The sequence below is a fragment of the Listeria innocua genome (assembly GCF_028596125.1).
Classification (GTDB): domain Bacteria; phylum Bacillota; class Bacilli; order Lactobacillales; family Listeriaceae; genus Listeria; species Listeria innocua.
In genome coordinates this window covers 1,376,433-1,402,524 of sequence record NZ_CP117229.1, presented here as the reverse complement: position 1 = coordinate 1,402,524, position 26,092 = coordinate 1,376,433, and the positions used below count along the sequence as shown (strand labels likewise).

Below are 26,092 nucleotides of genomic sequence, written 5' to 3'. Positions count from 1 at the left end.
GATTTCGTTGACACTGCTTGACAAGTTAAATGAAGATATGAAGCAAGCGATGCGCGATAAAGAAAAAGAAAAACTTTCCGTTATTCGCATGTTAAAAGCAGCTTTACAAAACGAAGCAATTCACCAAGGTGTGAAAGATCTTACTCCGGATGATGAAGTAACCGTGATTTCCCGCGAACTCAAACAACGCAGAGATTCTCTAGCCGAGTTTGACAAAGCAGGACGTAGCGACCTTTCTGATAAAGTCCGTTCCGAGATTGTCATTGTTGAGGACTATGCGCCGAAACAATTGACTCCTGAAGAGCTTGAGAACATTGTGAAAGCAACTATCGAAGAAGTTGGCGCATCTAGTAAAGCTGATTTCGGCAAAGTAATGTCCGCAATTATGCCTAAAGTAAAAGGCAAAGCTGACGGCGGTGCTGTTAACCAATTCGTAAAAAAATATCTTTCATAAACTAATTCAAACTAGTTTTGAAAACATTAAAAAACAGGGTTTCTTCATATTTTATGAAGGAAATCCTGTTTTTTTTATACATACATTTGGCAGAAATTAAAGCTATTCATCGCTTCGTTTTTCAAGCAAGGCAATTTCGTGTATAATATAACTAATCAAGGCACTTATAACAGGTGAAGGGGTTAGCCAATGCTAAATGAATTTAATGAAGTAGTCGAATTATCTGATGACACAAACATCCAAGATTTATTCGGCAATAATAATAAAAATATCGATCTTTTAGAAGAATTGCTTCAAGTAAAAATTATTACACGGGGAGAAGCACTTTCTATCACTGGAGAAGAAGAAGCTGTCCAGCACACTATTGCTGTTTTAAACGAACTTATCTTAACTGTAAAACGCGGCATTCATATTGATGGCCGTGATATAGCTCAAGCAGTAAAAATGCAAAGAAATGGCACACTCATATATTTCCATACTCTTTTTGAAGAAGAAATCACTAAAAATGCCAAAGGAACACCTATTAGACCTAAAACATTTGGCCAAAGAACTTACATTCAAATGATAAAAAAACATGATATCGTTTTTGGTGTTGGACCAGCAGGAACAGGAAAAACCTATCTTGCCGTTGTAATGGCAGTAGACGCATGGAAAAAAGGAAAAGTTAGCAAAATCATTTTGACTAGACCGGCCGTTGAAGCAGGTGAAAGCTTAGGTTTTCTACCAGGTGACTTAAAAGAAAAAGTAGATCCTTATTTACGACCTGTATACGACGCGCTATACGATATTTTTGGTACAGAGCATACAACAAGATTAATGGATCGTGGCGTTATTGAGATAGCTCCTCTGGCTTATATGAGGGGACGTACACTGGATCATGCTTTTGTTATCCTAGATGAGGCGCAAAACACTACCATTGCTCAAATGAAAATGTTTTTAACACGTCTTGGTTATGACTCTAAAATGATTGTCAACGGTGATATGACACAAATTGATTTACCAAAAGGTGCAACTAGTGGTCTTGTTAACGCGGAACAAGTTTTAAAAGATGTTAAAGACATTGGTTTTGTTTACTTTGAACACCATGATGTAGTAAGACATCCTTTAGTAGCTGAAATTATTAAAGCGTACGAAGGGAAACAAAATTAGAAAGGAGACAAAGATGTGAAGCTAGCCAAGAAATGGAAAGATTGGTACATCGAAAGTGGAAAAAAATACCTTTTCCCACTTCTCCTTATTTGTTTTGCTGTCGTAGCGTATTTCCTTGTCTGCCAAATGACAAAACCGGAATCGTATAATGTAAAGCTATTTCAAGTAGCTGAAAAAACGATTCGATCACCACAGACTGTTGAAGATACGGAGAAAACAAAAGAAGAACGGACTAAGGCAAGTAATGCTGTAGAAGATGTGTATGTTTACAACCGTGAAACAGGACAAAATCGAGTAGCATTAATTCAAAGTCTATTCGCTTATGTAATTGAAGTGAATTCTGAAGCAGAAGAAAATGATAAGAAAAATAAAGAAAAAGCAGCAAAAGATAAAGAACCAGCCCCAGCACCAACTACAACAGAAACTAAATTAAAAAACTTAAAAAGCAAATTATCAAGCAATGTATCTGAAAAAATCACTTCGAATATATCAGATGAAGTTTTTACTACTTTAATTGAGGCTGATAGCAAAGATTTTAATGTAATGGAAGACGTTATTACAACCGAAGTAGCGAAAACAATGGAAAATAAAATCCGTGATGAAAATCTCAATGCCGCAAAGATAAGAGCACGAGATGACATCGAATTGTCTGCTATATCTTCTTATTACAAAAACGTATCCAAAGTGCTTGTCTCATACGCAATTGTCCCAAATGAAATTTATAATGAAGAACAAACTGATGAACGGCGCAAAGAAGCTGCCCAATCTGTTGTTCCAGTGAAAATTTTACAAGGTCAAGTAATCGTGCAAGAAGGCCAGATTGTAGACCGAGAAACCTATCGTCAGTTAAACATGCTACATCTATTAGATCAAAAAATGCCAGTCAAACAATATGCTGGCTTTGCCGTTTTTATTATTGTACTTGCAGCACTTCTATTCTTATATACAAAAAAACAAACCATTTCAAAAGCAAAAAAAATACAAACGATGCTGATTTTTTCTTCTGTATATGTCGTTTCTTTATTCATGTTAATGATTATTTTGTTTTTAGAAAATCAGAATATATTTAATATCGCCTTTTTATTCCCAGCAGCATTTGCACCGATGATACTTAAAATCTTACTGAATGAGAAGTATGCCTTTTTAAGTGTGCTATATATTGCTGTAACTAGTTTGTTTGCATTTCAAAATGATTCAACTAGTGGAATTGCGATTTTCATTTTATTAAGTGGAATTACGAGTGTAGTAGCTTTACGGGATTATAGTCGACGTTCTGCCATCATGTTTTCAGGCTTTATGGTAGGTTTAATCAATATGGTATATGTCTTGATTTTATTGTTAGTTAATAATAGTACGCTACTTCAAGTGTCTACTTTAATGGCAATTGGTTATGCCTTTTTAGGAGGATTTGGTGCATTTATTCTCGGTGTCGGAGTTATTCCACTCTTTGAAACTATTTTTGGTTTATTAACTACGAGCCGATTAGTAGAACTAGCGAATCCGAATCATCCACTGCTCAAAAAAATATTGATGAAAGCTCCAGGAACTTATCACCACAGCATGATGGTTGCGAATTTAGCTGAAGCATGTGCGGATAAAATTGGAGCAAATAGTTTACTTGTCCGCGTTGGTTGTTTTTATCATGATATTGGTAAAACATTACGTCCGCCGTATTTTGTGGAGAACCAATTGCAAGGGATTAACCCGCATGATAGGCTGACACCAGAGCAAAGTCGTGATATAATTCTTTCGCATACTAAAGACGGGGCGGAAATATTAAAAGAAAATCATATGCCTCAACCGATTATTGACATTGCTTTACAACATCACGGGACAACGTTACTTAAATACTTTTATTATAAAGCTAAAGAAACAAACCCAGATGTAAAAGAAGCAGATTTCCGTTATAGTGGGCCAAAACCTCAAACAAAAGAAATTGCGATAATCAATATTTCTGATAGTGTGGAAGCGGCTGTTCGTTCTTCCTCAGAACCTACAATGGCCAAAATAACAGAAATTATCGATGGAATTATTAAAGATCGTTTCCTAGATGGGCAATTTACTGAATGCGATATTACCATCAAAGAAATTAAAATTATTCGTGACACTCTAATTGCCACATTGAACGGAATATATCATCAACGAATTCAATATCCTGATGACAAAGATTGAAATAGGAGGACAAAAGATGACGGTCTTAGAAATAGACTTACTGGATGAAACAAATAATTTACCAGATGAAGATAAACAGCTAGTTGAAAACATTCTGCAATTTGCAGCCGGTTATTTAAAAATCGAGGAAGGCACTGAACTCTCTCTTACATTTACGACAAACGAAGGCATTCAAGAGATAAATCGAGAGTATCGCAATAAAGACCAAGCAACAGATGTTATTTCGTTTGCGCTAGAAGAAATGGGCGACGGCGAAACAGAAATTGATTGGGGAGATTTTGACCTCGAGACTCCACGAATGCTCGGTGATATTATCATTTCAACTGAAAAAGCAGAAGAACAAGCGAAAGATTACGGACATACGAAAGCAAGAGAATTAGGTTTTCTAGCAGTTCACGGATTACTGCATTTGCTTGGTTATGATCATATGGAGCCTGACGAGGAAAAAGTAATGTTTGGCTTACAAAAAGAAGTGTTGGATGCTTATGGACTCGAAAGATAGAAAGTATAAACGTAGTAAAAACTATGCAGAGTCCTTTCAGCACGCTTTTACCGGACTGAAAACTGCTTTTTTAGAAGAACGAAATATGAGGTTTCATACATTTGCGGCACTTGCGGTAGTTATTTGTGGCTTTTTCTTTCATGTGACTAGATCTGAATGGATTTTATTAATTCTATCTATTTTTGGTGTATTAACGTTAGAAATGGTCAATACAGCGATTGAAAGAGCCGTGGATGTTGCGACAGAGCAATACATTGATGAAGCGAAAAAAGCAAAAGATGTTGCTGCTGGTGCAGTCTTACTTGCGGCAATTGTGGCAAGTTTTATCGGACTAATTATATTCATACCATACTTTTGTCAGATGTTTTTATAAAAAGAAGGGATTGTGACTTGGTAAATGAAAGAAAATAATTTTATCTCACTCGCTAAACAAGCAAGAGAATTTGCGTATGTTCCTTACTCGAAATTTCCAGTTGGAGCAGCTCTTGTAACGAAAGATGATGAAGTCGTGTTAGGTTGTAATATCGAAAATGCTTCTTTCGGCTTAACAAACTGTGCTGAACGGACAGCAATTTTCAAAGCTGTATCTGAAGGAAAAAGAGATTTTAAACAATTAGTTGTAGTAGCAGATACAGAGGGACCTGTATCGCCTTGCGGGGCTTGCAGACAAGTTATTAGTGAATTTTGTGCGCCAGATATGCCAGTAATTTTAACAAACTTAACAGGAAAAACAGCGACGGTAACTGTGAAAGACCTTTTACCAGGCGCATTCACATCGGAGGATATGTTATGAGTGAACCATTTAAATCAGGATTTGTCGCTATAGTTGGGCGACCGAACGTTGGTAAATCAACTTTATTAAACCATATTATTGGTCAAAAAATTGCGATTATGAGTGATAAAGCGCAAACAACTAGAAATAAAGTTCAAGGCGTATTTACAACAGACGAATCACAAATTATTTTCATCGATACACCAGGAATACATAAACCAAAACATAAATTAGGCGACTTTATGGTGAAAATCGCCTTAAACACATTTCAAGAAGTAGACTTGATTTATTTTGTTATCGACGCTTCCACCGGTTTTGGCCGCGGGGATGAATTTATCATTGAAAAGCTTAAAAACGTCCAAACACCTGTATTTCTTTTAATTAATAAAATTGACTTAATTTCCCCAGAAGATTTAATAAAACTTATTGAACAGTACCGGGAACTTATGGATTTTGAAGAAATAATTCCGATTTCTGCGCTCGAGGGAAACAATGTTCCTAATTTATTAGAACAAACGAATGCTAACCTTGAAATCGGCCCAATGTATTATCCAAAAGATCAAATTACCGATCACCCAGAACGCTTTATTATTTCTGAATTAATTCGTGAGCAAGTGTTACAATTAACGCGTGAAGAAGTACCGCATTCTGTTGCTGTAGTTATTGAAGGTATTGAAAAAAATCCTAAAACAGAAAAACTAACTATTAATGCAACTATTATTGTGGAGAGAAGTACACAAAAAGGCATTATTATTGGTAAACAAGGCCAAATGCTTAAGCAAATTGGTATGCGAGCAAGGAAAGAAATTGAAAGTTTGCTCGGCTCCAAAGTATTCTTAGAAATTTGGGTAAAAGTTCAAAAAAATTGGCGTGACAAAGAACATTATTTACATGATTATGGTTTTGACCGCGAAGAATATTAATAAAAAAGCATCTGGTACACAAATTTGTGTACCAGATGCTTTTTATTTATTCAGTCCAGCTATAATTGTCATACTCTATACTATAAGGACCAAAATTATATACTTCATAATAAAGTGTTAATTCTTTCGTTTCACCTGGCTGAACATCCCCAGTGAAACTATCTTCGGTAATTTGTTGTCCATAATCTTCCGCTGCATCATCGTACAACGAGATATCCTCTGAATAAAACGGAAGAGGGTCAGTGCCCGTATTTTCAAATTTCACTTTGACTTTATAAATATCATAACCATCATTCTTTTGAGACACTTCAGGTTTATAAACAGTTATAGTGCTGTCATTTTCTAAAACAACAGGCTCACCATAATCTACATCCGTATAATCATTATAATAATCTTCGTCATAGCTTTCTGCATAATCATTAGTATAAACATCGGTACCACTACCACCGTAAAAAGAAAATGGATTATTAAAGCCTTGAAGTAAACTAACTGTTGCTAAGTTTAACCCAGCTAACAATACATAAAAACCAATACCAAATGATAATCCAGCGACAATAATGCCGGCCCATCTTTCCTTTCTAACAATAAGCAAAATAATTCCCACAACTACACCTATGAATGTGAGTATAAACAAGCTGATCAATAATATAAGTAACATATCCATAGAATAAAAAATCCTTTCTTTCTTGCCTTTTTCTCTATTTTACAATAGCAAGTCGCGGAAAGATAGCAAAAAATATAAAAAGACACAATCGTTTAGAAAATGTTATAATAAAAAGAATGAAAAAGGAGGGTTGCCACATGGAAAAATGCGAAGGAATCGTGATACGACAGACGAGTTATCGTGAATCAGATAAAATAGTCCGCATGTATACACGTGAATTTGGAAAAATTGGTGTGGTTGCTCGTGGCGCAAAAAAAACCAAAAGTAGATTAGCTGCTGTAACACAATTATTTACAAATGGATACTTCACTTTTTTTGGAGGAAACGGGCTTGGTACGCTTCAACAAGGAGAAGTTATCGAAAATTTTTCTTCCATTCAACAAGATATTTTTATGACGGCTTATGCCACTTATGTATGCGAGTTATTGGATAAAGCAACCGAAGAACGCCAGCCAAATCCATATTTATATGAGCTAACTTTTCAAATTTTACGTGACATTGATGAAGGATATGATCCGCAAATTCTAACCCAAATTTATGAAATGAAAATGTTACCTGTGTTAGGACTTTACCCAACTATGGATAAATGCGCTATTTGCGGGGAGACGACAGGACATTTTGATTTTTCAACAAGAAGTAACGGAATTATTTGCCATCGCTGCTTTGATAAAGACCGCTACCGGATGCATTTACCGGAAAACGTAGTAAAACTTTTAAGGCTATTTTTTATATTTCAATTAGACCGATTAGGCAATATTGATGTGAAACAAGAAACAAAAGAATGGCTCCAAAAAGCTATTGATACTTATTACGACGAATATTCTGGTTTATATTTAAAAAGCAGGAAATTTTTACGTGATATGGATAAATGGGAAAATATGTTAAAAAAAGATAGCGATGATTGACTTTTTCGCAAAAATACAGTATCTTTTAATATATCAACTAATAGGTACATTGAAGGAAAATAGTAACAAAAAGCTCTGTTTTTAGCGAGTTCGGGTTTGGTGTGAGCCGGATATTTAACTTTTTGTGAAGGCGTTCTGGAGTACAGCGAAATCAAGGTGGGAATTGTTTAAATTCCAAATAGGGTGGAACCGCGAGATAACTCTCGTCCCTATATGCTTTAAATCAGCATATAGGGACGAGAGTTTTTATATTGGCTGAATTATTTTGGAGGTGGAAGCAATGAATTTACAAACAATGATTAGAACGTTACAAGATTATTGGTCCGAACAAGGTTGTATTATGTTGCAATCGTATGATGTGGAAAAAGGTGCTGGTACAATGAGCCCTTATACTTTCTTAAAAGCAATTGGTCCAGAACCTTGGAAAGCAGGTTATGTGGAGCCTTCTCGTCGTCCAGCAGATGGCCGTTACGGAGAAAACCCAAACAGATTATTCCAACATCATCAATTTCAAGTAGTGATGAAACCTTCTCCTGACAACATTCAAGAGCTTTACCTTGGCTCATTAGAAAAATTAGGAATTAACCCGTTAGAACATGATATTCGTTTTGTGGAAGATAACTGGGAAAACCCTTCGTTAGGATGCGCAGGACTTGGATGGGAAGTATGGTTAGATGGGATGGAAATCACTCAATTTACTTATTTCCAACAAGTAGGCGGCTTAGAATGTTTCCCAGTTACATCTGAAATTACTTATGGTGTGGAACGTTTAGCAAGCTATATTCAAGATAAAGAAAATGTATTTGATTTAGAATGGACAGAAGGTATTAGCTATCGCGATATTTTCTTCCAAGCAGAATTCGAAAACTCCAAATATGCCTTTGAAACTTCTAATACAGATATGCTATTAACTCTTTTTGACACATATGAAAGAGAAGCAGCTCGTCAAATGCAAGAAGGACTAGTTTTCCCAGCGTATGACTATGTATTAAAATGTTCGCATACCTTTAACTTACTAGATGCTCGCGGCGTTGTTTCAGTAACTGAACGCGCTCAGTATATCGGTCGTATCAGAAACTTAGCAAGACGTATCGCCAAAACATTTTATGAATCACGAGAAAAACTTGGCTTCCCATTAGTCAAAGAAGAGGGAGGAAAACGTCATGAGTAAAGACTTTTTATTAGAAATTGGTTTAGAAGAAATGCCAGCGAAGTATGTGACTAGTTCTGTATTACAACTGGAAAAACGAGTAACAGATTGGTTAAAAGACAACCAAATCGAATTTAAAGAAATTAAAACTTATTCTACACCAAGACGTTTAACTGTCCTAGTAGAAGAAATGGCTGAAGAACAAGCTAATCGTGTGGAAGAAGCAAAAGGCCCTGCCAAAAAAATCGCTCTAGACGACGAAGGTAACTGGTCGAAAGCTGCATTAGGATTCGCAAAAAGTCAAAAAGTAGCACCAGAAGATTTAACTTTCCGCGAAATTAAAGGTGTGGAATATATTTACATTAAAAAAGAAGTAATCGGCGAAAAAACAACCGCGTTACTTCCAAGTCTAGAAAAAGTAGTAACAAGTATGACTTTCCCAGTAAGTATGCACTGGGGTAGTAATGATTTACGTTATATTCGCCCAATCAAATGGCTTATCGCAATGTTTGGCGAAGAAATTATCCCATTTGAAATCACTGGTGTCTCAACTAGTAATACTTCCCGTGGTCATCGTTTCTTAGGAAAAACAGCTACAATCAATCAACCGAGCGACTATCCACATGCATTATTAGAACAATTTGTCGTTGTTAATGCTAGTGAACGCAAACAGGCTATTGTAGAACAATTACGTGAACTAGAAACAATGGAAAATTGGCAAATCAGAGAAGATGACGATTTATTAGAAGAAGTAACTAATCTTGTCGAATATCCAACTGTATTAGCGGGTAATTTTGAAAAAGAATATTTGGAACTACCTGAAGAAGTTCTAATTACGACGATGAAAGAACACCAACGTTACTTCCCAGTTTTCAGCCAAGAAGGAGAATTATTGCCTCATTTTGTAACCGTTCGTAATGGTAACCATGAAAATCTAGATACAGTGGCACGAGGAAACGAAAAAGTACTACGCGCTCGTTTGTCAGATGCTGATTTCTTCTATCAAGAAGATTTAAAAATAACCATTGACGAAGCAGTTGCTAAATTACAAAATATCGTTTTCCATGAAAAATTAGGTACTTTGACAGAAAAAATGGAACGTGTGCAAAAAGTGGCATTGATGCTTGCTGATTACTTAAATTGGCAAGAAGAAGATAAACAAGACATTATCCGCTTAACTAATATTTATAAATTTGATTTAGTAACCAATATCGTTGGTGAATTCCCAGAATTACAAGGTTTAATGGGCGAAAAATACGCCTTATTACAAGGTGAAAAACCAGCAATCGCAACAGCCATTCGCGAACATTATTTACCAAGTTCAGCAGAAGGCGTTTTACCGCAAACAGACCTAGGTTCCCTTATCGCGATTGCGGATAAATTAGAAACATTAATTGGCTTCTTCTGTGTAAATATTGTACCAACTGGTTCTGCTGATCCGTTTGGTTTACGTCGTAGTGCCTTTGGGGCGATGCGCATTATCCAAGCAAATGGTTGGGACATTCCAATGCTTGAAGTTATTTCTCGTATTGTGGACATGGAACGTGCAGAAGGTGCTACTGAATTACCAAGTGCAGATGTGAAAAAAGAAGTGCAGACCTTCTTGAAAAATCGTCTACGTGTTATTTTACAAGGGCATCATATTCGTCATGATATTATTGACGCTGTTATCGGCGGAGATCCAAATGTGATTCCGCAACTGATAGATCGTGCTCAAATCTTAAATAAACATGCGGATGCAGAGTGGTTCCGTCCAACTATCGAAGCTTTAACACGAGTAGTTAAAATTTCTAAAAAATACGAAGATGGCGTAGAAGTGGATCCGAACCTATTTGAAAATGAATACGAACAAGAGCTATTCGATAAATTAGAAAAACTAAAATATGATTATGCTGGTTTAACAATTGTTGATAGACTTAAAGCATTTGCTGATTTACGTACAACAATTGATGGCTATTTCGATAATACGCTAGTGATGACTGATAACGATGAACTAAAAAACAATCGTCTTGCGCTTTTATTCGAACTAGCAAGCTTTATTAAAGAATTTGCTCAAATGGATGAAATTAATGTAAAATAAAAGTAAGATTTTGAGCAAAGAGGAGGAAGTATGTATGACTCAACCAGCCGTATACGTGGTTTCCGATTCAACAGGAGAAACGGCCGAACTCGTGACAAGAGCAGCACTTAGTCAATTTGGTCAAACACCGAAGTTTATCCATCGTTTTCACCACGTCGATTCTTCTCACATGATTGAAGAAATTGTTGACCTAGTGGCAGTGAACAATGGCATAATCGTGCACACCATTGTACTCGAAAGCGTCCGTGAAGAGCTTAATAAAACTGCTCAAGCTTTCGGCGTACCGATTATTGACTTATTTGGGCCGCTTTTAAATCAGTTAGAAGAGACCTACAAGATTAAACCACTTTCTGAACCTGGCCGCGTTCGTTCGATGGATGAAGCTTATTTCAATAAAGTAGCCGCAATCGAATTTGCCGTAGAGAATGACGATGGTCGTAATCCAAGAGGCATTTTGCAAGCGGATTATGTATTAATTGGTATTTCAAGAACCTCAAAAACTCCTTTATCGCAATATTTGGCGCTTAAAGGTTTAAAAATCGTCAATATTCCAATCGTTCCAGAAGCACAAATCCCAGATGAACTTTTTGAAATTGACCCTAAAAAAATAATTGGTCTAAAAATTAGTAAACAAAAATTAACAAAAATTAGACAAGAGCGTTTAATTTCGATTGGTTTACCTGGTGCTGGTACTTATGCAAGTAATCAACGAATTGATGAAGAATTAGCGATTTTTAATAAACTAGCCAGTAAATTAAATTGTTTCGTGTTAGATGTGACTAATAAAGCCATTGAAGAGACTGCAAACGAGATTTTAATCCACATTGGTGAAATTGTTGATGAAAATTTAGAATTATAAGAAGGACTTTTGCTTTTTATGGCGAATATATATATTATACGGGAAAAACTGCTTGTAAAAATTAGTTACTTCCCGTATAATCTAAATTCGCGTGTGAAAAAGCCAAATCTACGAATAATATTAAAAAAACGGGTTAAAAACTCGTTTTTTAACTTGCCTTCATAGATTTTAAGAGAGGATGGAATATGTGCCAAAAATTTTAGTTGATGCCGATGCTTGCCCGGTAAAAGCAGAAATAAAACAAGTCGCCGAACAATTTCAGTTAGACGTTATTTTTGTGGCTTCTTTTAACCATTACTCTGTAAATACAAACGGAGAAAATTGGATTTTTGTAGATACTGGCAAAGAATCAGCGGATATGCGAATGATGAATTTAGCAAACAAAGGTGATATTATCGTAACGCAAGATATTGGCCTTGCTAGCATTCTACTTGCAAAAGGTACGTATGTCTTTTCAAATCGGGGCGAACTTTACCGAGAAGAAGAAATGTCATTAATGTTAGATATTCGCTATAGACATGCCAAAGAAAGGCAACAAGGCAAATATAGCAAAGGTCCTAAAGCAATGAGCGATCAAGATCGTGTGCTTTTCAAAGACCGGATGACTACATTTTTCAAAAATAAGTAAATAGGAGTTGACTGTCAAGATGGCGCGGATTCCTGAAGAAGTAATAGATCAAGTCCGGAATCAAGCGGATATAGTCGATATTATTGGTAATTATGTCCAATTAAAAAAACAAGGTCGTAACTATTCTGGCTTATGTCCATTCCACGGCGAAAAAACGCCTTCCTTCTCTGTATCACCAGAAAAACAAATTTTTCATTGTTTTGGTTGTGGTAAAGGAGGAAATGTCTTTTCATTTCTAATGGAACATGATGGGCTAACGTTTGTAGAATCTGTCAAAAAAGTCGCGGATATGAGTCATTTAGACGTCGATATTGAACTTCCAGAAGAACGTGATACAAGCAATTTACCAAAAGAAACTTCTGAAACAGCCAAAATGGTTGAAATGCACCAACTTACAGCCAAACTCTATCATTATATTTTGATGGAAACAGAAGAAGGGGCAGCTGCTTTAACGTATTTGAAGGAACGAGGTATGTCGGAACAAATGATGGCATCCTTCCAAATTGGATTTGCGCCAAACCATCATGCCACAATCACTTCTTTTCTTGAAAAAAGAGGGATGGATTTGCAACTGGCTGGCACGGCTGGGCTTTTATCTGAACGTGATGATGGGCAAATGGTTGACCGTTTTCGTAATAGAATTATGTTTCCAATTACGAATGATCGTGGTCAAATTAATGCTTTTTCTGGTCGTTTGTTTGACCGTGACGATGGACCAAAATATTTAAATAGTCCTGAAACACCTATTTTTAATAAAAGACGAACTTTATTTCATTTTTCAGAGGCAAGACAGGCTATTAGAAAACAAGAAGAAATCACGCTTATGGAAGGCTTTATGGATGTCATTTCCGCAGAAGAAGCTGGCGTTCAAAATGCGGTTGCTTCGATGGGAACAAGCTTAACGGAAGAACATGCTGATTTAATTAAGCGCCTTACAAATCGTGCAATTATTTGTTACGACGGGGACCGAGCTGGAATTGAAGCAGCGTATAAAGCAGGAACGCTTTTAGTTGAGCGTAATCGTTTAGATGTTTTCGTTTTGCAACTCCCAGCAGGAAAAGATCCAGATGACTTCATTAGAGCAAGTGGTGCAGATAAATTCAAAGAAATCTACAAACAACAACGAATGACTTGGACAGCTTTTAAAATCAACTATTTACGCAAAGAACGTAATTTGCAAAACGAAACAGATAAAATCGCTTATATTGATGACTGTTTACGCGAAATTGCTAAGCTTGATCAAGCTGTTGAACGAGAATTATACTTAAAGCAACTAGCAGATGAATTTGAATTAACTATTGAAACTTTAAAACAACAACTGCAACAATCGCTAAAGAACACACACAAAGAACGACAAAACCATAGCTATAATGAACCACCAATAGATGATTCTTTTATGGGGATGATTCCGCAAGAAGACTCAGAGATGCTCTTTTCCTTTGAGCAACCAACTAAGAAATTATCTGCACACACTACTGCAGAACAGCAACTCATGAAAGCAATGATGGAAAATCGGGATAGTTTTCTTTTGATTAAACAACTTCTAGGTGATACAGAATTTTATCATGATAACTATCAAGCACTCTATACCTATTTAATTGGCTATTTTGCTGAAGGTAACGATGCAGATCCACATAAGTTTATGGATAGCGTACCAGATGCAGGAATGAAAGGACTTATAAGCAGTCTAGAAATGGTTATTAGTCCAGATGAACAAGGTAAAACACAGTTTGAAGACTACATTAAAAGTCTCAAACGTTTTAAATTAGAACAAGCAAAGAAAGAACTCGAGCAACAACTAGCGGCTTTTAATCGTGAAAACGACAAAGAAAATGAAATTCGCGTGATGCTTGAAATCGTCCAACTCAACCGTAAGTTAAATAGCGGTCAATTGGATTAATAACGTTTTAAAACCGCTAAATGATGGTATTATTACCTAAGAGAAGCCTTTTAATAAGGTTAGCGGCATTTTGGAAGGAGGAATACAGGCAGTTATGAGTGATAAAACACAAAACACAAAACCAGTTGCTGAACTTAATGTTGAGCAAGTAAAAGAAGCCCTGATAGAAGAAGGTAAGAAAAAGGGGATTTTAACTTATGCAAAAATCGCTGCCAGATTAGCTCCATTCACTTTAGATTCCGATCAAATGGATGAGTATTTAGAACATGTCGGTGAAGCAGGCATTGAAGTTTCTGACGATGCAGACGACGAGGATCCAGATGAAACAGAACTTGTAAAAGAAGAAACCGAATCATTTGATTTAACAGATATGAGTGTGCCACCAGGTGTTAAAATTAATGACCCAGTGCGCATGTATCTAAAAGAAATTGGTCGAGTAGACTTACTTACTGCCGATGAAGAAATAGCTTTAGCGAAACGCATTGAAGCTGGTGACATTGAAGCAAAAGGTCGTCTTGCAGAAGCCAACCTACGCCTTGTAGTAAGTATTGCAAAACGTTATGTCGGTCGAGGTATGTTATTCCTAGATTTGATTCAAGAAGGTAACATGGGACTAATGAAAGCCGTTGAAAAATTCGACTTTAACAAAGGATTTAAATTCAGTACCTATGCAACATGGTGGATTCGTCAAGCGATAACCCGTGCGATTGCGGACCAAGCTAGAACAATCCGTATTCCGGTGCATATGGTAGAAACAATTAACAAATTAATTCGTGTGCAACGTTCATTGCTACAAGATTTAGGGCGCGATCCTTCACCAGAAGAAATTGGGGAAGAAATGGACCTACCAACTGAAAAAGTTCGGGAAATTCTAAAAATCGCTCAAGAACCAGTTTCACTTGAAACACCAATCGGCGAAGAAGACGATTCACACCTTGGTGATTTTATTGAAGACCAAGATGCGACTTCACCGTCCGATCATGCAGCTTATGAATTACTAAAAGAACAACTTGAAGATGTGCTTGATACATTAACAGACCGGGAAGAAAATGTTCTTCGCTTACGTTTTGGTCTAGATGATGGTCGTACGCGCACTTTAGAAGAAGTTGGCCGTGTGTTTGGCGTAACTCGTGAACGGATTCGTCAAATCGAAGCAAAAGCTTTACGTAAATTACGTCATCCAAGCCGCAGCAAACAATTAAAAGACTTCCTGGAATAATGCACAACCGGGCAGGAGGACAAAATGTTCTCCTGCCTTTTTAATGAAAAGGAAAGCAGGGAATCAAATGAACGAGGAACAACTATCGAAGCGACTCGAAAAAGTAGCTTCTTACATAAAAACAAACGAACGAATTGCTGACATCGGTAGCGATCACGCGTATTTACCATGCTTTGCAATCAAAAATAAAACAGCTTCTTTCGCAGTCGCAGGTGAAGTTGTCGATGGACCTTTTAAGTCTGCGCAAAAACAAGTACGGACTTCTGGCTTAACTGATCAAATCGATGTAAGAAAAGGAAATGGTTTAGAGGTTATTGAAAAAGATGACAAAATTGATACTATTGTTATCGCTGGGATGGGTGGTACATTAATTCGTACAATTTTAGAGGAAGGCGCTGAAAAACTTGCTGGAGTAAGCAAACTGATATTGCAGCCAAATATTGCAGCGTGGCAACTTAGAGAATGGTCCGAAAAAAATAATTGGTTAATTTCTTCAGAAGCTATTTTGCGGGAAGATAATAAAATATATGAAATCATCGTTCTTGAGCCTTCTGAAAAAGAAATTACTTGGACAAAACAAGAAATCTTTTTCGGTCCTTGCCTGTTAAAAGAACAATCAGCTATATTTAAAAGCAAATGGCGTCATGAAGCTAATACATGGCAAAATATTATCCAAACTATCTCCAGTAATCAACCAATATCAGATGAAAATCAAGCGAAAATTCGCGAATTAGAACATAAAATCTCATTAGTAGAGGATGTGCTAAAATGAAAGTCGCAAATGGTTATGAATATACCGCAATAATGGAAAAAATTGCTCCTAAAAAATTAGCAATGGAAGGCGATCCAATCGGCCTTCAAGTAGGAGATTTATCCAAAAAAGTAAGAAAAGTTATGTTTACATTAGATGTATTAGAAGAAGTAGTGGATGAAGCGATTGAAAAAAGAGTGGATTTAATAATCGCGCACCATCCGTTCTTATACCGTCCAACACAACACATTGATACAACAACGAAACAAGGTAAAATGATCAAAAAACTTATTAAGCACGATATTACCGTTTTTGCTGCGCATACGAATTTAGATATTGCTCAAGGCGGAGTGAATGATATTTTAGCTGATTTACTGCATTTACAAGATACTACGATGATTGAGGAAACTTATACAGAACCTTATTGCAAAATTGCTGTTTATGTCCCGGAAAATGAACTAGAATCTGTCCGTTTAGCACTTGTAAATAATGGAGCAGGACAAATAGGCACAAATTATACAGAATGTACTTTCCATACAACTGGAATTGGTTCATTTAAACCAGGTACAGACGCAAATCCAACTATCGGCGAAAAAGAAACTTTAACTTCTATTCCTGAAGTTAAAATAGAAGCGATTTTCCCTCAATATTTAACTGAAACCATCACAAAAGCTGTGAAAATTGCTCATCCATATGAGGAACCAGCAATCGATGTATATACACTCGAAACACAGACTTACAAAGAAGGACTTGGTCGAGTCGGAACTTTACCTAAAAAAATTAGTATGGTTTCTTTTATTGATAAGTTGAAAACAGCTTTCGCAATTGATAATGTTCGTTTTGTCGGAGATTTAAAAGCTAACGTCCAAAAGGTAGCCATTATTGGTGGGGATGGAAATAAATTTATTCACCAAGCAAAAGCTACAGGCGCCGATGTTTTCATTACAGGAGATGTTTATTATCATACAGCTCATGATTTACTAGCTATTAATTTACCGACTATTGATGCCGGACATAATATTGAAAAAGTAATGAAAGGCTACTTGAAAAACAAAATGGAAGAGCAAGCTAAAATTTTAGATTATGAAGCAGAATTTATTGTTTCAGAGGTCAATACGGATCCTTTCCAATTTTGTTAATTAAAAACGACTAATTTCTTTTATGGAAATTAGTCGTTTTTTTGCGTTATTTCTTTAAAAAATTCTGTAATTAGCATAATCGATTTGATTGTTTTGACAAAGTTGTCTTATCGCGCGCACGAATGACCTAATATGTGCTATAATGGCTACTAGGTATAGAACGGAGTGGAAATATTTTATGACGAAGAAATCAAGGTTTGACCAATTTGGCTTTCAACCTTTTATTGGACTTGCAATAGATAAATTAGGATTCTATGAGCCAACAGAAGTACAACAAAAGCTAATCCCAGGCATTTTAAAAGGTGAAAGTATCATTGGCCAATCTCAAACTGGTACAGGGAAAACCCATACTTTTATTTTGCCAATTATTAACAATGTGAATCCTGAAAAAGATGCAGTACAAGCGGTTATTACGGCACCAAGTCGCGAGCTTGCTACTCAAATTTATAATGAAATTCGCAAAGTAACGAAATTTAGTGAAAAAGAAATCGCTGTTCAACTCGTTATTGGTGGTACGGATAAACAACGTGCAATTGATAAACTGAAAAAACAACCACAAATTATTGTTGGAACACCAGGTCGTATTAATGACTTAATTCGCGAACAAGCCTTATTTGTTCATACTGCTAAAACATTAGTTATTGACGAAGCAGATATGACACTTGATATGGGCTTCTTAAACGATGTCGACCATATTGCTGGAAAAATGCCTGCTAATTTACAAATGCTTGTTTTTTCCGCGACAATTCCGCAAAAATTAAAACCATTTTTAAGCAAATATATGGAAAATCCACGTTATGAGCACATTCAACCAAAAGTTGCTGCTTCAAAAACAGTGGAACATCGTATTATGGCAACTCGTAGCCGTAATAAACTTGATTTACTTAAAAATGTTTTAGTTGGTTCACAGCCTTATTTAGCGATTGTTTTTACTAATACAAAAACAACTGCTGATGAAGTAGCGAACGGTTTAATCGAACGTGGGCTAAAAGTAGCGAAAATCCACGGCGATGTAAATCCTCGTGAACGTAAACGGACGATGAAACAAATCGAAAACTTAGATTATCAATATGTTGTTGCGACAGATTTAGCTGCTCGTGGTATTGATATTCAAGGAATTAGTCATGTTGTAAACTATGAATTACCAGATGATCTCGATTTTTATATTCACCGTACTGGTCGGACTGGACGTGCAGGACATTCAGGTATTGCACTTACTTTATTTGAACCGTCAGATGAAGATCGCCTAAATCAACTTGAAAAAATGGGTATCGAGTTTAAACATGTTGATTGGAAAAATAAAGAATTCGTTACACTAGAAGACCGCAATCGCCGTGCAAAACGTGAAGCTAAACGCGAAACAGCTGATCCGCGCGAAATCGGTATGCGTAAAAAAGCAAAACAAAAAGGTAAGCCAAATTATAAAAAGAAAATTAATTATAAAATGAACGAAATCAAACGTCGTGAAAGACGGAAAAAACGATAAGTGAGGAATGAATTTATGTTAAGACTAGGTTCTCATGTATCAATGAGTGGAAAGAAAATGCTTCTTGGCGCAAGTGAAGAGGCAGCTTCTTACGGCTCAAATACGTTTATGATTTATACTGGCGCTCCGCAAAATACGCGTAGAAAGCCAATTGAAGAGTTAAATATTGAAGCAGGCTTAGAACACATGAAAGCTCACGACATGGCTGACATCGTGGTTCATGCGCCTTATATTATCAATATTGGTAACTCAGTTAAGCCAGAAACATTTGAATTAGGCGTTAATTTCTTACAATCTGAAATCGAACGTACGCGTGCGCTTGGTGCAAAACAAATCGTACTTCATCCCGGTGCGCATGTCGGTGAAGGTGCGGACAAAGGAATTAAACAAATTATCCAAGGGCTTAACGAAGCATTAATACACGATCAAGATGTACAAATCGCTTTAGAAACAATGGCTGGAAAAGGTTCTGAATGTGGTCGCACTTTTGAAGAACTAGCACAAATTATTGACGGTGTGACTCATAATGAATTATTATCCGTTACTTTCGATACATGTCATACACACGATGCTGGTTACGATATTGTCAATGATTTTGACGGAGTGTTAAATGAATTTGATAAAATTATCGGTATTGACCGCTTAAAAGTGTTACATATCAATGATAGTAAAAATGAGCGAGGCGCACATAAAGACCGTCATGCTAATATTGGTTTTGGTCATATCGGCTTTGATGCACTTCACTATATTGTTCATCATCCACAATTATCGAACATTCCAAAAATCCTTGAAACGCCTTATGTCGGCGAAGATAAAGCATCGAAAAAAGCACCATACAAATGGGAAATCGCCATGTTAAGAAATGGCGAATTTGACCCAGATTTATTAAATAAAATTCAAAACAGTTAAAAAGGAGACGAAAATAATGACAAAAACACTTGTATTCGGTCATAAAAATCCAGATACAGATACGATTTGTTCTGCCATTAGTTACGCAGAATTAAAAAAAGCACAAGGAGCAGATATTGAAGCGGTTCGTTTAGGAGAGCTTAATAGTGAAACAGCTTTTGTACTTGATTATTTCCAAGTAACAGCTCCTCGCTTAGTTGAAACTGTTGCAAATGAAGTTTCTGAAGTCGCACTTGTTGACCATAATGAACGCCAACAAAGTGTGGATGATATTGACGATGTGACAGTAGTTGCAGTCGTTGATCATCACCGCATCGCTAATTTCGAGACATCTGATCCACTATACTACCGAGCTGAGCCAGTTGGATGTACTACTACAATCCTACTAAAAATGTTCCGTGAAAATGAAGTAGAAGTAAGTAAAACAGTCGCAGGCTTAATGCTTTCCGCAATTATTTCTGACACACTTCTTTTCCAATCACCAACGTGCACAGAAGAAGATAAAGTGGCTGCTGAAAAATTAGCACTCATTGCAGACGTTGATATTCAAGCATACGGCATGGAAATGCTAAAAGCTGGAGCTGATGTTAGCAAAAAAACAGTTGCTGAACTATTACTTGATGCGAAAGAATTCAACATGAACGGTAGCAAAGTAGAAATCGCTCAAATCAATGTTGTCGATGTAAACGATGTACTTAGCCGTCGCGCAGAAGTTGAAGCACTTATGACACAAAATATTGTGGATAAAGGACTTGATTTGTACTTATTTGTCATCACTAATATTCTTACTAATGACTCGGTTGGAATTGCTATTGGTTCCAAGACAGCCGTTGTAGAAGAAGCATATGGCGTTAAATTTGTGGAAAATCAAGCACCACTTAAAGGTGTCGTATCTCGCAAAAAACAAGTTGTTCCAATCTTAACGGATACTTTTGCTAAATAATTATCCGAACCTGGAAATGCTCCAAGCTTTCCAGGTTTTTTTGGCTATTTTTTAATTCGAAGTAATTACGATTTACATTTTAACCAATCTTTTATATACTAGTAAAAGCGGCTAGCAAATGCTGTCAAAGGAGAAACATGAATGAACAAAATCATAGAAGTAAATAATGTAAGTTACCATTATGACAAAGAACATGCCTTAGAAAACATTCATTTTCAAGTGGAAAAAGGCAGTTTTACTGGTCTAATCGGCCCTAACGGCTCAGGTAAATCAACTATGTTAAAATTAATCCTTGGCGTACTCAAAAAACAACAAGGAAGTATAGCTTTATTTGGAGAAAAACAAGCAGATTTCAAAGATTGGGTCAAAATTGGCTTTGTTTCTCAAAAATCGAATGCTTTTAATTCCGCTTTTCCTGCTACTGTGAAAGAAGTCGTTGCAAGTGGTTTAACAAAGAAAAAAGGCTTATTTAAAACATTGAATAATCAAGATAAAGAAGCTATTGATTATGCTTTGAAACGAGTTGAAATGACTGATTATCTACATCGCAATATTGGTGAACTTTCCGGTGGTCAACAACAACGTGTTTTTATCGCGCGTGCACTAGTTAGTAGACCAGAGCTTTTAATTTTAGACGAGCCGACTGTTGGAGTCGATGTAGAAAATGTAAAAGCATTTTATGAACTTTTAGCAGAATTAAACCGGACAGAAGAAATGACGCTTTTACTCGTAACGCATGATTTAGTTGCAGTGAATACGTATGTTAATCATGTTATTAGTATTAATAAACGAATTATTTTTGACGGTTCAGCCCATGAATACCAACATTATTTGGCCGACCGCGAACTTGAAATATTAGCAGAACAACGTAGAAGGGAGGATGCTTGTCTTGATTGCGACGCTTCTCCAGTATGATTTTATTCGTAATACATTTATCGTTGGTATTGTTATTGGCGTTATCGCTCCACTGCTCGGAAGTTTCATCGTAGTAAGAAAGCTTTCGTTAATGGCTGATGCGCTCAGTCATGTGACGTTAGGTGGGATTGCGGTTAGTTTATTCTTAAGTAAAACATATTTGCCACTAGCAGCACTTAATCCTTTATATCTTGGTTTTGGTTTTTCCGTAGTTGGATCTTTATTAATGGAGAAATTACGAACCGTTTATAAACATTTTGAAGAACTAGCCATTCCGATTATTATGTCGGCTGGTATGGGTTTTTCTGTTATTTTTATTTCTTTAGCCAATGGATTTAATACTGATTTATTTAGTTATTTATTTGGAAGTGTAAGTGCCGTGAGTCGGACTGATATGATTACGATCGTTGTTACAGCAATCATCGTATTTATCGTTATATTATCCTTATATAAAGAGCTATTTTTGTTATCATTTGACGAAGAATATGCAAAAGTTTCCGGTTTGAAAGCTAAAATATTCGATATTATTTTTATGGTTTTAGTCGCTTTAGTTATTGCGTCTTCCATGCGAATCGTTGGTATTTTACTTGTATCATCCTTAATGACATTGCCAGTTGCAGCAGCGATTCGGATTGCCAAAGGATTTAAACAAACTATCTTACTTTCAATTTTATTTGGTGAAATTGCGGTTATTGGCGGTTTATTTACAGCTTATTATTTAAATTTAGCTCCTGGTGGGGCAATCGTCATTATTTCTGTTTTACTTTTAATCATCACCATTTTATATCAAAAAATACGTCAAAAAATATTAATTTCAAAACGAGGTGAGGAAAATGGGACTTACAGCAACTGAAGCGCTCATGAAAATGAAAGAAAAGGGCTATAAGCATACTGATAAACGTGAATTTCTAATTAACTTACTAGCTCGTAAAAATAAATATTTAACAGCCAAAGATGTGTTAGAAAATATGAAAGACGATTTTCCGGGAATTAGTTTTGATACAATTTACCGTAATCTCTCTTTATTTGTTGAGTTAGGTATTTTTGAAGAAACAGATCTTTCTGGTGAACGAAACTTCCGTCTGGCGTGCACACATGAGCATCATCACCATCATTTTATTTGTATGAAATGTGGTAAAACAAAAGAAATTATGATGTGCCCAATGGATTTTCTAACAGAAGCTTTACCTGGTTACCAAATTGATGGTCATAAATTTGAGGTTTACGGCGAATGCCCAGAATGTTTACAAGCCTCTTAATAGTAAAAAAGGTCCGCATTCAGGACCTTTTTTTATTTTGCAGATAATGTTCATAGTTATTTCATATTTGTTTCTTATTCTCGACACTTTTTATCGTTAAAGTAATAAGTAGCCGAAAGAAGAAGGAGAGGAACAGTTTGACAAAATTAAAAAAAGTGATGATTTCCCTAGTAGCAGCGACACTACTTTTACTCGCTGGGTGCGGAAGTAGTGCAGTAGTAAAAACAGATGCAGGAAATGTCACACAAGACGAGCTATATGAAGCGATGAAAACGACTTACGGTAATGAGGTCGTGCAACAACTTACTTTCAAAAAAATCTTAGAAGATAAATACACTGTTACTGAAAAAGAAGTAAATGCAGAATACAAAAAATACGAAGAACAGTACGGTGACTCATTTGAATCAACCTTATCGTCCAATAATTTAACAAAAACTTCTTTCAAAGAAAATTTAGAGTATAACCTTCTAGTTCAAAAAGCAACAGAAGCAAATATGAATGTAAGTGAAAGTAAACTAAAAACATACTACAAAACTTGGGAGCCAGACATTACTGTGCGTCATATTTTAGTAGATGATGAAGCGACAGCCAAAGAAATTCAAACTAAATTGAAAAATGGTGAGAAATTCACTGACTTGGCAAAAGAGTACTCAACAGATACTGCAACTAGCACAAATGGCGGACTACTAGATCCATTTGGTCCTGGTGAAATGGACGAAACTTTTGAAAAAGCTGCTTATGCACTTAAAAATAAAGATGATGTAAGTGGAATTGTTAAATCAACTTACGGGTACCACTTGATTCAATTAGTGAAGAAAACAGAAAAAGGTACCTACGCAAAAGAAAAAGCAAACGTAAAAGCTGCTTATATAAAATCTCAATTAACTTCTGAAAATATGACAGCTGCCCTTAAAAAAGAATTAAAAGCAGCTAATATCGATATTAAAGATAGTGATTTAAAAGATGCATTTGCTGACTATACAAGCACTTCATCTTCTAGTTCAACATCTACATCTAATTAAAGTTACTTCGGATCCACCAATAAAAAAAAGCCCTTTACTGGTTTTGATTCCCGTCAAAAACACACTCCAGTAAAGGGCTTTTCTATATGACCAAACGAATAACAGCCATTGATATAATTCCTACAACAACAATCCACATTAAATTTTTCGTTAAAATAGCTGTAATGATAGTTGGTAAGGTTGCAAGTAGGTTTTCAATATTAATGCTAGGAAAACTATTTTCATTTGTAATGAGAAGACTTTGAACGAAAAGAGCAGTAAGTATGCATAAAGGTACATAAGATAAATAGCGAATTACAACACTGGGTAGTTGCAGCTTTCGAACGAAGATAAAAGGTAAGACACGTGGAATAAATGTCACTAAACCACAGCCTAAAATAACGAGTAACGTATAATTACTTATTGTCATTTTTCAACTATCACTCCAATCAAACAACCAAGTAAGGTAGCCGCTAAAATGGCTAATTCTGGTGTCATAAAACGCATAAACACGATTAATAAAATCGCCACCATTAACATAATAACTATACTTGTCACGATTTTTTTACTTTTATCGCTAACGACTTGTAAATAGAGCAAGCCGATAAACATTGCTGATAACGCAAAATCAAGACCAAATTGTTCTGGATTTGGCAACCAATTCCCAATGAAAGAACCTAAGATACAAGCGGCAATCCAAGCTATGTAGGCTGTTACGTTAATTCCGTGCATCCATTTTGCGCTAACTGGTTTTTTATTGCCAATTTGATTCATTGAAACGCCAAATGTTTCATCCGTGAGAAGCGCTCCAATCCCAATGTTATTCAAAAGGGAATACTTTTTAAAATGAGGAGCTTCGGCCATACTCATCAAAAAATGCCGTGAATTAATTAAAAAAGTAGTAAAAATAATAGCTGAAATAGGGCTTTGTAATAATAATAATCCCGAAATAATAAACTGAGCAGCTCCAGCATAGACGATAATAGCGAGCAACGTTACTTCTAAGACGCTTAAGTGAGAAGCCCTTCCAACAACACCAGCAGCTATTCCAATGCCAGCATAACCTAGTACAGTTGGCAAACAAGCCTTCACACCTTCATAAAAACTAAGTTCGATTTCTTTTTCCAAAAAAACTCCCCCTTAAAATAAAAAACTAGGAGCCTTAATGTTAGGCTAAAAGTTATATATTCTTTTTTACTAAAAGGTCAAATCTTCATGTGCGCTCGTTCAAAGCAATCGCTCCTTTTAGTTTTAATTTTCTAATCATACCACTTTTCTAATAGGAAATCACCTGCATTTTGCACAAAAAAACCACCTGCATAAAGCGCAAGTGGTTAATTTATTATTTTTCTAAAATAGTTGGTTCGCTTGGTGGAATCGAGCGAATTGCAAGGAATACAAAGATCATACTTACAACCATATTGATTTCCATTCCAAAAGGAACAATTACTTGTAAAGCCTCCATAACCATCGTGAAAACAGCAGCTAATGTAATACTATAAGAAGCTATCATCCAGTTTTGACGGAAAGCAATACCCGTCCGACCGAAACCAGAAAGAATAAATCCAAATAACGCATAAAGAGCTAATCGGAAGAAAATCGATCCAAGCGTAAAGATGAACAGAACAAGCAAGGCAATAGGAATAAAGTATTTCGCTAGAGATTCAATGGACGTATATAAATTCACTAAATCAGCTTTATTACTAATTCCAGCCGTATCATAACTTACAGATTGAGAAACACCAGCAGCAGTTATATAGATACTATCTGATAAAAAAGCAACTGCGCTATCATAAGAAGCAATTTTATTATCAACATCATCTTTATCTAAAGTTCCAGAGGCATCAAAATAAATATGTAATTCATCTTGGTCAATAGAGATGGGTATATTTTTGACAGAATTGTCCGTTAAGACTAATTTTCCATCTGTGACTTTAAAATCAGGAATTTCATTTGTAATAGTTTCTTCGCCGACTTTCAGCGCATTTTTTGTCGTAACGTTAGTAAAATATGCTAATGGAAGGAAAGTAACAAATGATAAAACAATAATGTAAACGATACTTTTTCTGATCTTATCATTTCGAAACGAAGCAATATCCGCAGGGGAATACAAACTCTTCCAGAAGCGTTTAAAAATATTCATTCTTTTTTCAACACCTCACCTAATGGTTTAACTTTTCATTTTCAGGGAAAAAGATACATGTATGTGCAAAAGAACGTAATTTTTCCACCTAAACTTAATCATAGCTTGAAATGAATGCAAAATCAATATTGAAACATCACTGAGCAGAAAAATTGCAAGCGTTTCTAGG

The 26,092-nt window shown here is 35.9% G+C and carries 27 protein-coding genes and 1 other annotated feature; of the genes, 23 read left to right on the top strand and 4 right to left on the bottom strand.

What is annotated here, in order from left to right; translation table 11 throughout:
* Positions 1–7 precede the first annotated feature (7 nt).
* The 7 genes from PQQ29_RS07545 (at position 8) to era (ending at position 5,972) form a co-directional block, all read left to right on the top strand.
* A complete protein-coding gene (locus tag PQQ29_RS07545; RefSeq protein WP_003736634.1) occupies positions 8–454 on the top strand; it encodes a GatB/YqeY domain-containing protein in 447 nt (148 codons plus the stop codon).
* Positions 455–643: 189 nt separating this feature from the next.
* A complete protein-coding gene (locus PQQ29_RS07540) occupies positions 644–1,603 on the top strand; it encodes a PhoH family protein (RefSeq protein WP_003771876.1) in 960 nt (319 codons plus the stop codon).
* Between the two features lie 15 nt (positions 1,604–1,618).
* On the top strand, positions 1,619–3,775 hold the full coding sequence (locus PQQ29_RS07535) for an HD family phosphohydrolase (RefSeq protein WP_187984117.1): 2,157 nt from the start codon (positions 1,619–1,621) through the stop codon (positions 3,773–3,775).
* 16 nt (positions 3,776–3,791) lie between these two features.
* Positions 3,792–4,277 (top strand): rRNA maturation RNase YbeY, encoded by a 486-nt coding sequence (ybeY, locus tag PQQ29_RS07530; RefSeq protein ID WP_003762298.1) that lies wholly within the window; start codon positions 3,792–3,794, stop codon positions 4,275–4,277.
* Positions 4,255–4,650, top strand: a complete 396-nt coding sequence (locus tag PQQ29_RS07525) for a diacylglycerol kinase family protein (RefSeq protein ID WP_003771868.1) — start codon at positions 4,255–4,257, stop codon at positions 4,648–4,650. The genes ybeY and PQQ29_RS07525 overlap by 23 nt, the downstream gene beginning before the upstream one ends.
* 24 nt (positions 4,651–4,674) lie before the next feature.
* Positions 4,675–5,070 (top strand): cytidine deaminase, encoded by a 396-nt coding sequence (locus tag PQQ29_RS07520; protein WP_003762294.1) that lies wholly within the window; start codon positions 4,675–4,677, stop codon positions 5,068–5,070.
* The gene (gene era / locus PQQ29_RS07515) at positions 5,067–5,972 is read left to right on the top strand and encodes a GTPase Era (RefSeq protein WP_003762292.1); all 906 of its coding nucleotides are present in this window, start codon (positions 5,067–5,069) and stop codon (positions 5,970–5,972) included. Before PQQ29_RS07520 ends, era begins: the two co-directional genes overlap by 4 nt.
* A gap of 46 nt (positions 5,973–6,018) precedes the next feature.
* Here the strand turns inward: era and PQQ29_RS07510 are convergent, their stop codons facing one another.
* A complete protein-coding gene (locus PQQ29_RS07510) occupies positions 6,019–6,636 on the bottom strand; it encodes a DUF4352 domain-containing protein (protein WP_010991564.1) in 618 nt (205 codons plus the stop codon).
* Between the two features lie 137 nt (positions 6,637–6,773).
* Here PQQ29_RS07510 and recO point away from each other — a divergent pair, with 137 nt between their 5' ends.
* The 16 genes from recO (at position 6,774) to PQQ29_RS07430 (ending at position 23,801) form a co-directional block, all read left to right on the top strand.
* Complete coding sequence (recO, locus tag PQQ29_RS07505; RefSeq protein WP_010991563.1) at positions 6,774–7,541, top strand: DNA repair protein RecO; 768 nt, start codon at positions 6,774–6,776, stop codon at positions 7,539–7,541.
* Between the two features lie 40 nt (positions 7,542–7,581).
* Positions 7,582–7,755: a binding site (T-box leader), on the top strand.
* 66 nt (positions 7,756–7,821) lie between these two features.
* Entirely contained in the window at positions 7,822–8,712 is an 891-nt protein-coding gene (gene glyQ / locus PQQ29_RS07500) for a glycine--tRNA ligase subunit alpha (protein ID WP_003766904.1), read from the top strand.
* The gene (gene glyS, locus PQQ29_RS07495) at positions 8,705–10,771 is read left to right on the top strand and encodes a glycine--tRNA ligase subunit beta (RefSeq protein ID WP_010991561.1); all 2,067 of its coding nucleotides are present in this window, start codon (positions 8,705–8,707) and stop codon (positions 10,769–10,771) included. Before glyQ ends, glyS begins: the two co-directional genes overlap by 8 nt.
* A gap of 34 nt (positions 10,772–10,805) precedes the next feature.
* Positions 10,806–11,630, top strand: a complete 825-nt coding sequence (locus PQQ29_RS07490; RefSeq protein ID WP_003721963.1) for a pyruvate, water dikinase regulatory protein — start codon at positions 10,806–10,808, stop codon at positions 11,628–11,630.
* A gap of 187 nt (positions 11,631–11,817) precedes the next feature.
* Complete coding sequence (locus tag PQQ29_RS07485) at positions 11,818–12,258, top strand: YaiI/YqxD family protein (protein ID WP_003762282.1); 441 nt, start codon at positions 11,818–11,820, stop codon at positions 12,256–12,258.
* 19 nt (positions 12,259–12,277) lie between these two features.
* Positions 12,278–14,158 carry a DNA primase gene (gene dnaG / locus PQQ29_RS07480; protein ID WP_010991560.1) on the top strand — a complete coding sequence of 627 codons (1,881 nt, stop codon included), beginning with the start codon at positions 12,278–12,280 and terminating at the stop codon, positions 14,156–14,158.
* 94 nt (positions 14,159–14,252) lie between these two features.
* Complete coding sequence (rpoD, locus tag PQQ29_RS07475) at positions 14,253–15,377, top strand: RNA polymerase sigma factor RpoD (protein WP_003730430.1); 1,125 nt, start codon at positions 14,253–14,255, stop codon at positions 15,375–15,377.
* Positions 15,378–15,444: 67 nt separating this feature from the next.
* The gene (locus tag PQQ29_RS07470) at positions 15,445–16,149 is read left to right on the top strand and encodes a tRNA (adenine(22)-N(1))-methyltransferase (protein ID WP_010991559.1); all 705 of its coding nucleotides are present in this window, start codon (positions 15,445–15,447) and stop codon (positions 16,147–16,149) included.
* Positions 16,146–17,267, top strand: coding sequence for a Nif3-like dinuclear metal center hexameric protein (locus PQQ29_RS07465; protein ID WP_003771850.1), 1,122 nt, complete (start codon positions 16,146–16,148; stop codon positions 17,265–17,267). Before PQQ29_RS07470 ends, PQQ29_RS07465 begins: the two co-directional genes overlap by 4 nt.
* Positions 17,268–17,445: 178 nt before the next feature.
* Complete coding sequence (cshB, locus tag PQQ29_RS07460; protein ID WP_010991558.1) at positions 17,446–18,753, top strand: DEAD-box ATP-dependent RNA helicase CshB; 1,308 nt, start codon at positions 17,446–17,448, stop codon at positions 18,751–18,753.
* A 15-nt stretch (positions 18,754–18,768) separates the two neighbouring features.
* Positions 18,769–19,662 carry a deoxyribonuclease IV gene (locus PQQ29_RS07455; protein ID WP_010991557.1) on the top strand — a complete coding sequence of 298 codons (894 nt, stop codon included), beginning with the start codon at positions 18,769–18,771 and terminating at the stop codon, positions 19,660–19,662.
* Between the two features lie 16 nt (positions 19,663–19,678).
* On the top strand, positions 19,679–20,605 hold the full coding sequence (locus PQQ29_RS07450; protein ID WP_010991556.1) for a manganese-dependent inorganic pyrophosphatase: 927 nt from the start codon (positions 19,679–19,681) through the stop codon (positions 20,603–20,605).
* A gap of 141 nt (positions 20,606–20,746) precedes the next feature.
* Positions 20,747–21,520 carry a zinc ABC transporter ATP-binding protein ZurA gene (zurA, locus tag PQQ29_RS07445; protein ID WP_003766893.1) on the top strand — a complete coding sequence of 258 codons (774 nt, stop codon included), beginning with the start codon at positions 20,747–20,749 and terminating at the stop codon, positions 21,518–21,520.
* The gene (gene zurM, locus PQQ29_RS07440; RefSeq protein ID WP_003762272.1) at positions 21,495–22,373 is read left to right on the top strand and encodes a zinc ABC transporter permease ZurM; all 879 of its coding nucleotides are present in this window, start codon (positions 21,495–21,497) and stop codon (positions 22,371–22,373) included. The genes zurA and zurM overlap by 26 nt, the downstream gene beginning before the upstream one ends.
* Positions 22,354–22,779, top strand: a complete 426-nt coding sequence (gene zurR, locus PQQ29_RS07435; protein WP_003721950.1) for a transcriptional regulator ZurR — start codon at positions 22,354–22,356, stop codon at positions 22,777–22,779. The genes zurM and zurR overlap by 20 nt, the downstream gene beginning before the upstream one ends.
* A gap of 137 nt (positions 22,780–22,916) precedes the next feature.
* Positions 22,917–23,801: a post-translocation chaperone PrsA1 gene (locus tag PQQ29_RS07430; protein WP_033838166.1), complete on the top strand. Its 885-nt coding sequence runs from the start codon at positions 22,917–22,919 to the stop codon at positions 23,799–23,801.
* An 82-nt stretch (positions 23,802–23,883) separates the two neighbouring features.
* On the opposite strand, the gene PQQ29_RS07425 is transcribed toward PQQ29_RS07430, so the two are convergent.
* The 3 genes from PQQ29_RS07425 to PQQ29_RS07415 all read right to left on the bottom strand — a co-directional run bounded on the left by PQQ29_RS07425 (position 23,884) and on the right by PQQ29_RS07415 (position 25,923).
* Positions 23,884–24,210 (bottom strand): AzlD domain-containing protein, encoded by a 327-nt coding sequence (locus tag PQQ29_RS07425; RefSeq protein ID WP_003771845.1) that lies wholly within the window; start codon positions 24,208–24,210, stop codon positions 23,884–23,886.
* Positions 24,207–24,908, bottom strand: coding sequence for an AzlC family ABC transporter permease (locus tag PQQ29_RS07420; protein WP_187984116.1), 702 nt, complete (start codon positions 24,906–24,908; stop codon positions 24,207–24,209). The genes PQQ29_RS07425 and PQQ29_RS07420 overlap by 4 nt, the downstream gene beginning before the upstream one ends.
* A gap of 214 nt (positions 24,909–25,122) precedes the next feature.
* Positions 25,123–25,923 (bottom strand): DUF1189 domain-containing protein, encoded by an 801-nt coding sequence (locus PQQ29_RS07415; RefSeq protein WP_187984115.1) that lies wholly within the window; start codon positions 25,921–25,923, stop codon positions 25,123–25,125.
* Positions 25,924–26,092 lie beyond the last annotated feature (169 nt).

Excerpts from the sequence above, each read along its gene's own strand:
- PQQ29_RS07540 (WP_003771876.1), top strand. The coding sequence starts at position 644 with ATGCTAAATGAATTTAATGAAGTAGTCGAATTATCTGATGACACAAAC.
- ybeY (WP_003762298.1), top strand. The coding sequence starts at position 3,792 with ATGACGGTCTTAGAAATAGACTTACTGGATGAAACAAATAATTTACCA.
- PQQ29_RS07525 (WP_003771868.1), top strand. The coding sequence starts at position 4,255 with ATGCTTATGGACTCGAAAGATAGAAAGTATAAACGTAGTAAAAACTAT.
- PQQ29_RS07520 (WP_003762294.1), top strand. The coding sequence starts at position 4,675 with ATGAAAGAAAATAATTTTATCTCACTCGCTAAACAAGCAAGAGAATTT.
- era (WP_003762292.1), top strand. The coding sequence starts at position 5,067 with ATGAGTGAACCATTTAAATCAGGATTTGTCGCTATAGTTGGGCGACCG.
- PQQ29_RS07510 (WP_010991564.1), bottom strand. The coding sequence starts at position 6,636 with ATGGATATGTTACTTATATTATTGATCAGCTTGTTTATACTCACATTC.
- recO (WP_010991563.1), top strand. The coding sequence starts at position 6,774 with ATGGAAAAATGCGAAGGAATCGTGATACGACAGACGAGTTATCGTGAA.
- glyQ (WP_003766904.1), top strand. The coding sequence starts at position 7,822 with ATGAATTTACAAACAATGATTAGAACGTTACAAGATTATTGGTCCGAA.
- glyS (WP_010991561.1), top strand. The coding sequence starts at position 8,705 with ATGAGTAAAGACTTTTTATTAGAAATTGGTTTAGAAGAAATGCCAGCG.
- PQQ29_RS07490 (WP_003721963.1), top strand. The coding sequence starts at position 10,806 with ATGACTCAACCAGCCGTATACGTGGTTTCCGATTCAACAGGAGAAACG.
- dnaG (WP_010991560.1), top strand. The coding sequence starts at position 12,278 with ATGGCGCGGATTCCTGAAGAAGTAATAGATCAAGTCCGGAATCAAGCG.
- rpoD (WP_003730430.1), top strand. The coding sequence starts at position 14,253 with ATGAGTGATAAAACACAAAACACAAAACCAGTTGCTGAACTTAATGTT.
- PQQ29_RS07470 (WP_010991559.1), top strand. The coding sequence starts at position 15,445 with ATGAACGAGGAACAACTATCGAAGCGACTCGAAAAAGTAGCTTCTTAC.
- PQQ29_RS07465 (WP_003771850.1), top strand. The coding sequence starts at position 16,146 with ATGAAAGTCGCAAATGGTTATGAATATACCGCAATAATGGAAAAAATT.
- cshB (WP_010991558.1), top strand. The coding sequence starts at position 17,446 with ATGACGAAGAAATCAAGGTTTGACCAATTTGGCTTTCAACCTTTTATT.
- PQQ29_RS07455 (WP_010991557.1), top strand. The coding sequence starts at position 18,769 with ATGTTAAGACTAGGTTCTCATGTATCAATGAGTGGAAAGAAAATGCTT.
- PQQ29_RS07450 (WP_010991556.1), top strand. The coding sequence starts at position 19,679 with ATGACAAAAACACTTGTATTCGGTCATAAAAATCCAGATACAGATACG.
- zurA (WP_003766893.1), top strand. The coding sequence starts at position 20,747 with ATGAACAAAATCATAGAAGTAAATAATGTAAGTTACCATTATGACAAA.
- zurR (WP_003721950.1), top strand. The coding sequence starts at position 22,354 with ATGGGACTTACAGCAACTGAAGCGCTCATGAAAATGAAAGAAAAGGGC.
- PQQ29_RS07425 (WP_003771845.1), bottom strand. The coding sequence starts at position 24,210 with ATGACAATAAGTAATTATACGTTACTCGTTATTTTAGGCTGTGGTTTA.
- PQQ29_RS07415 (WP_187984115.1), bottom strand. The coding sequence starts at position 25,923 with ATGAATATTTTTAAACGCTTCTGGAAGAGTTTGTATTCCCCTGCGGAT.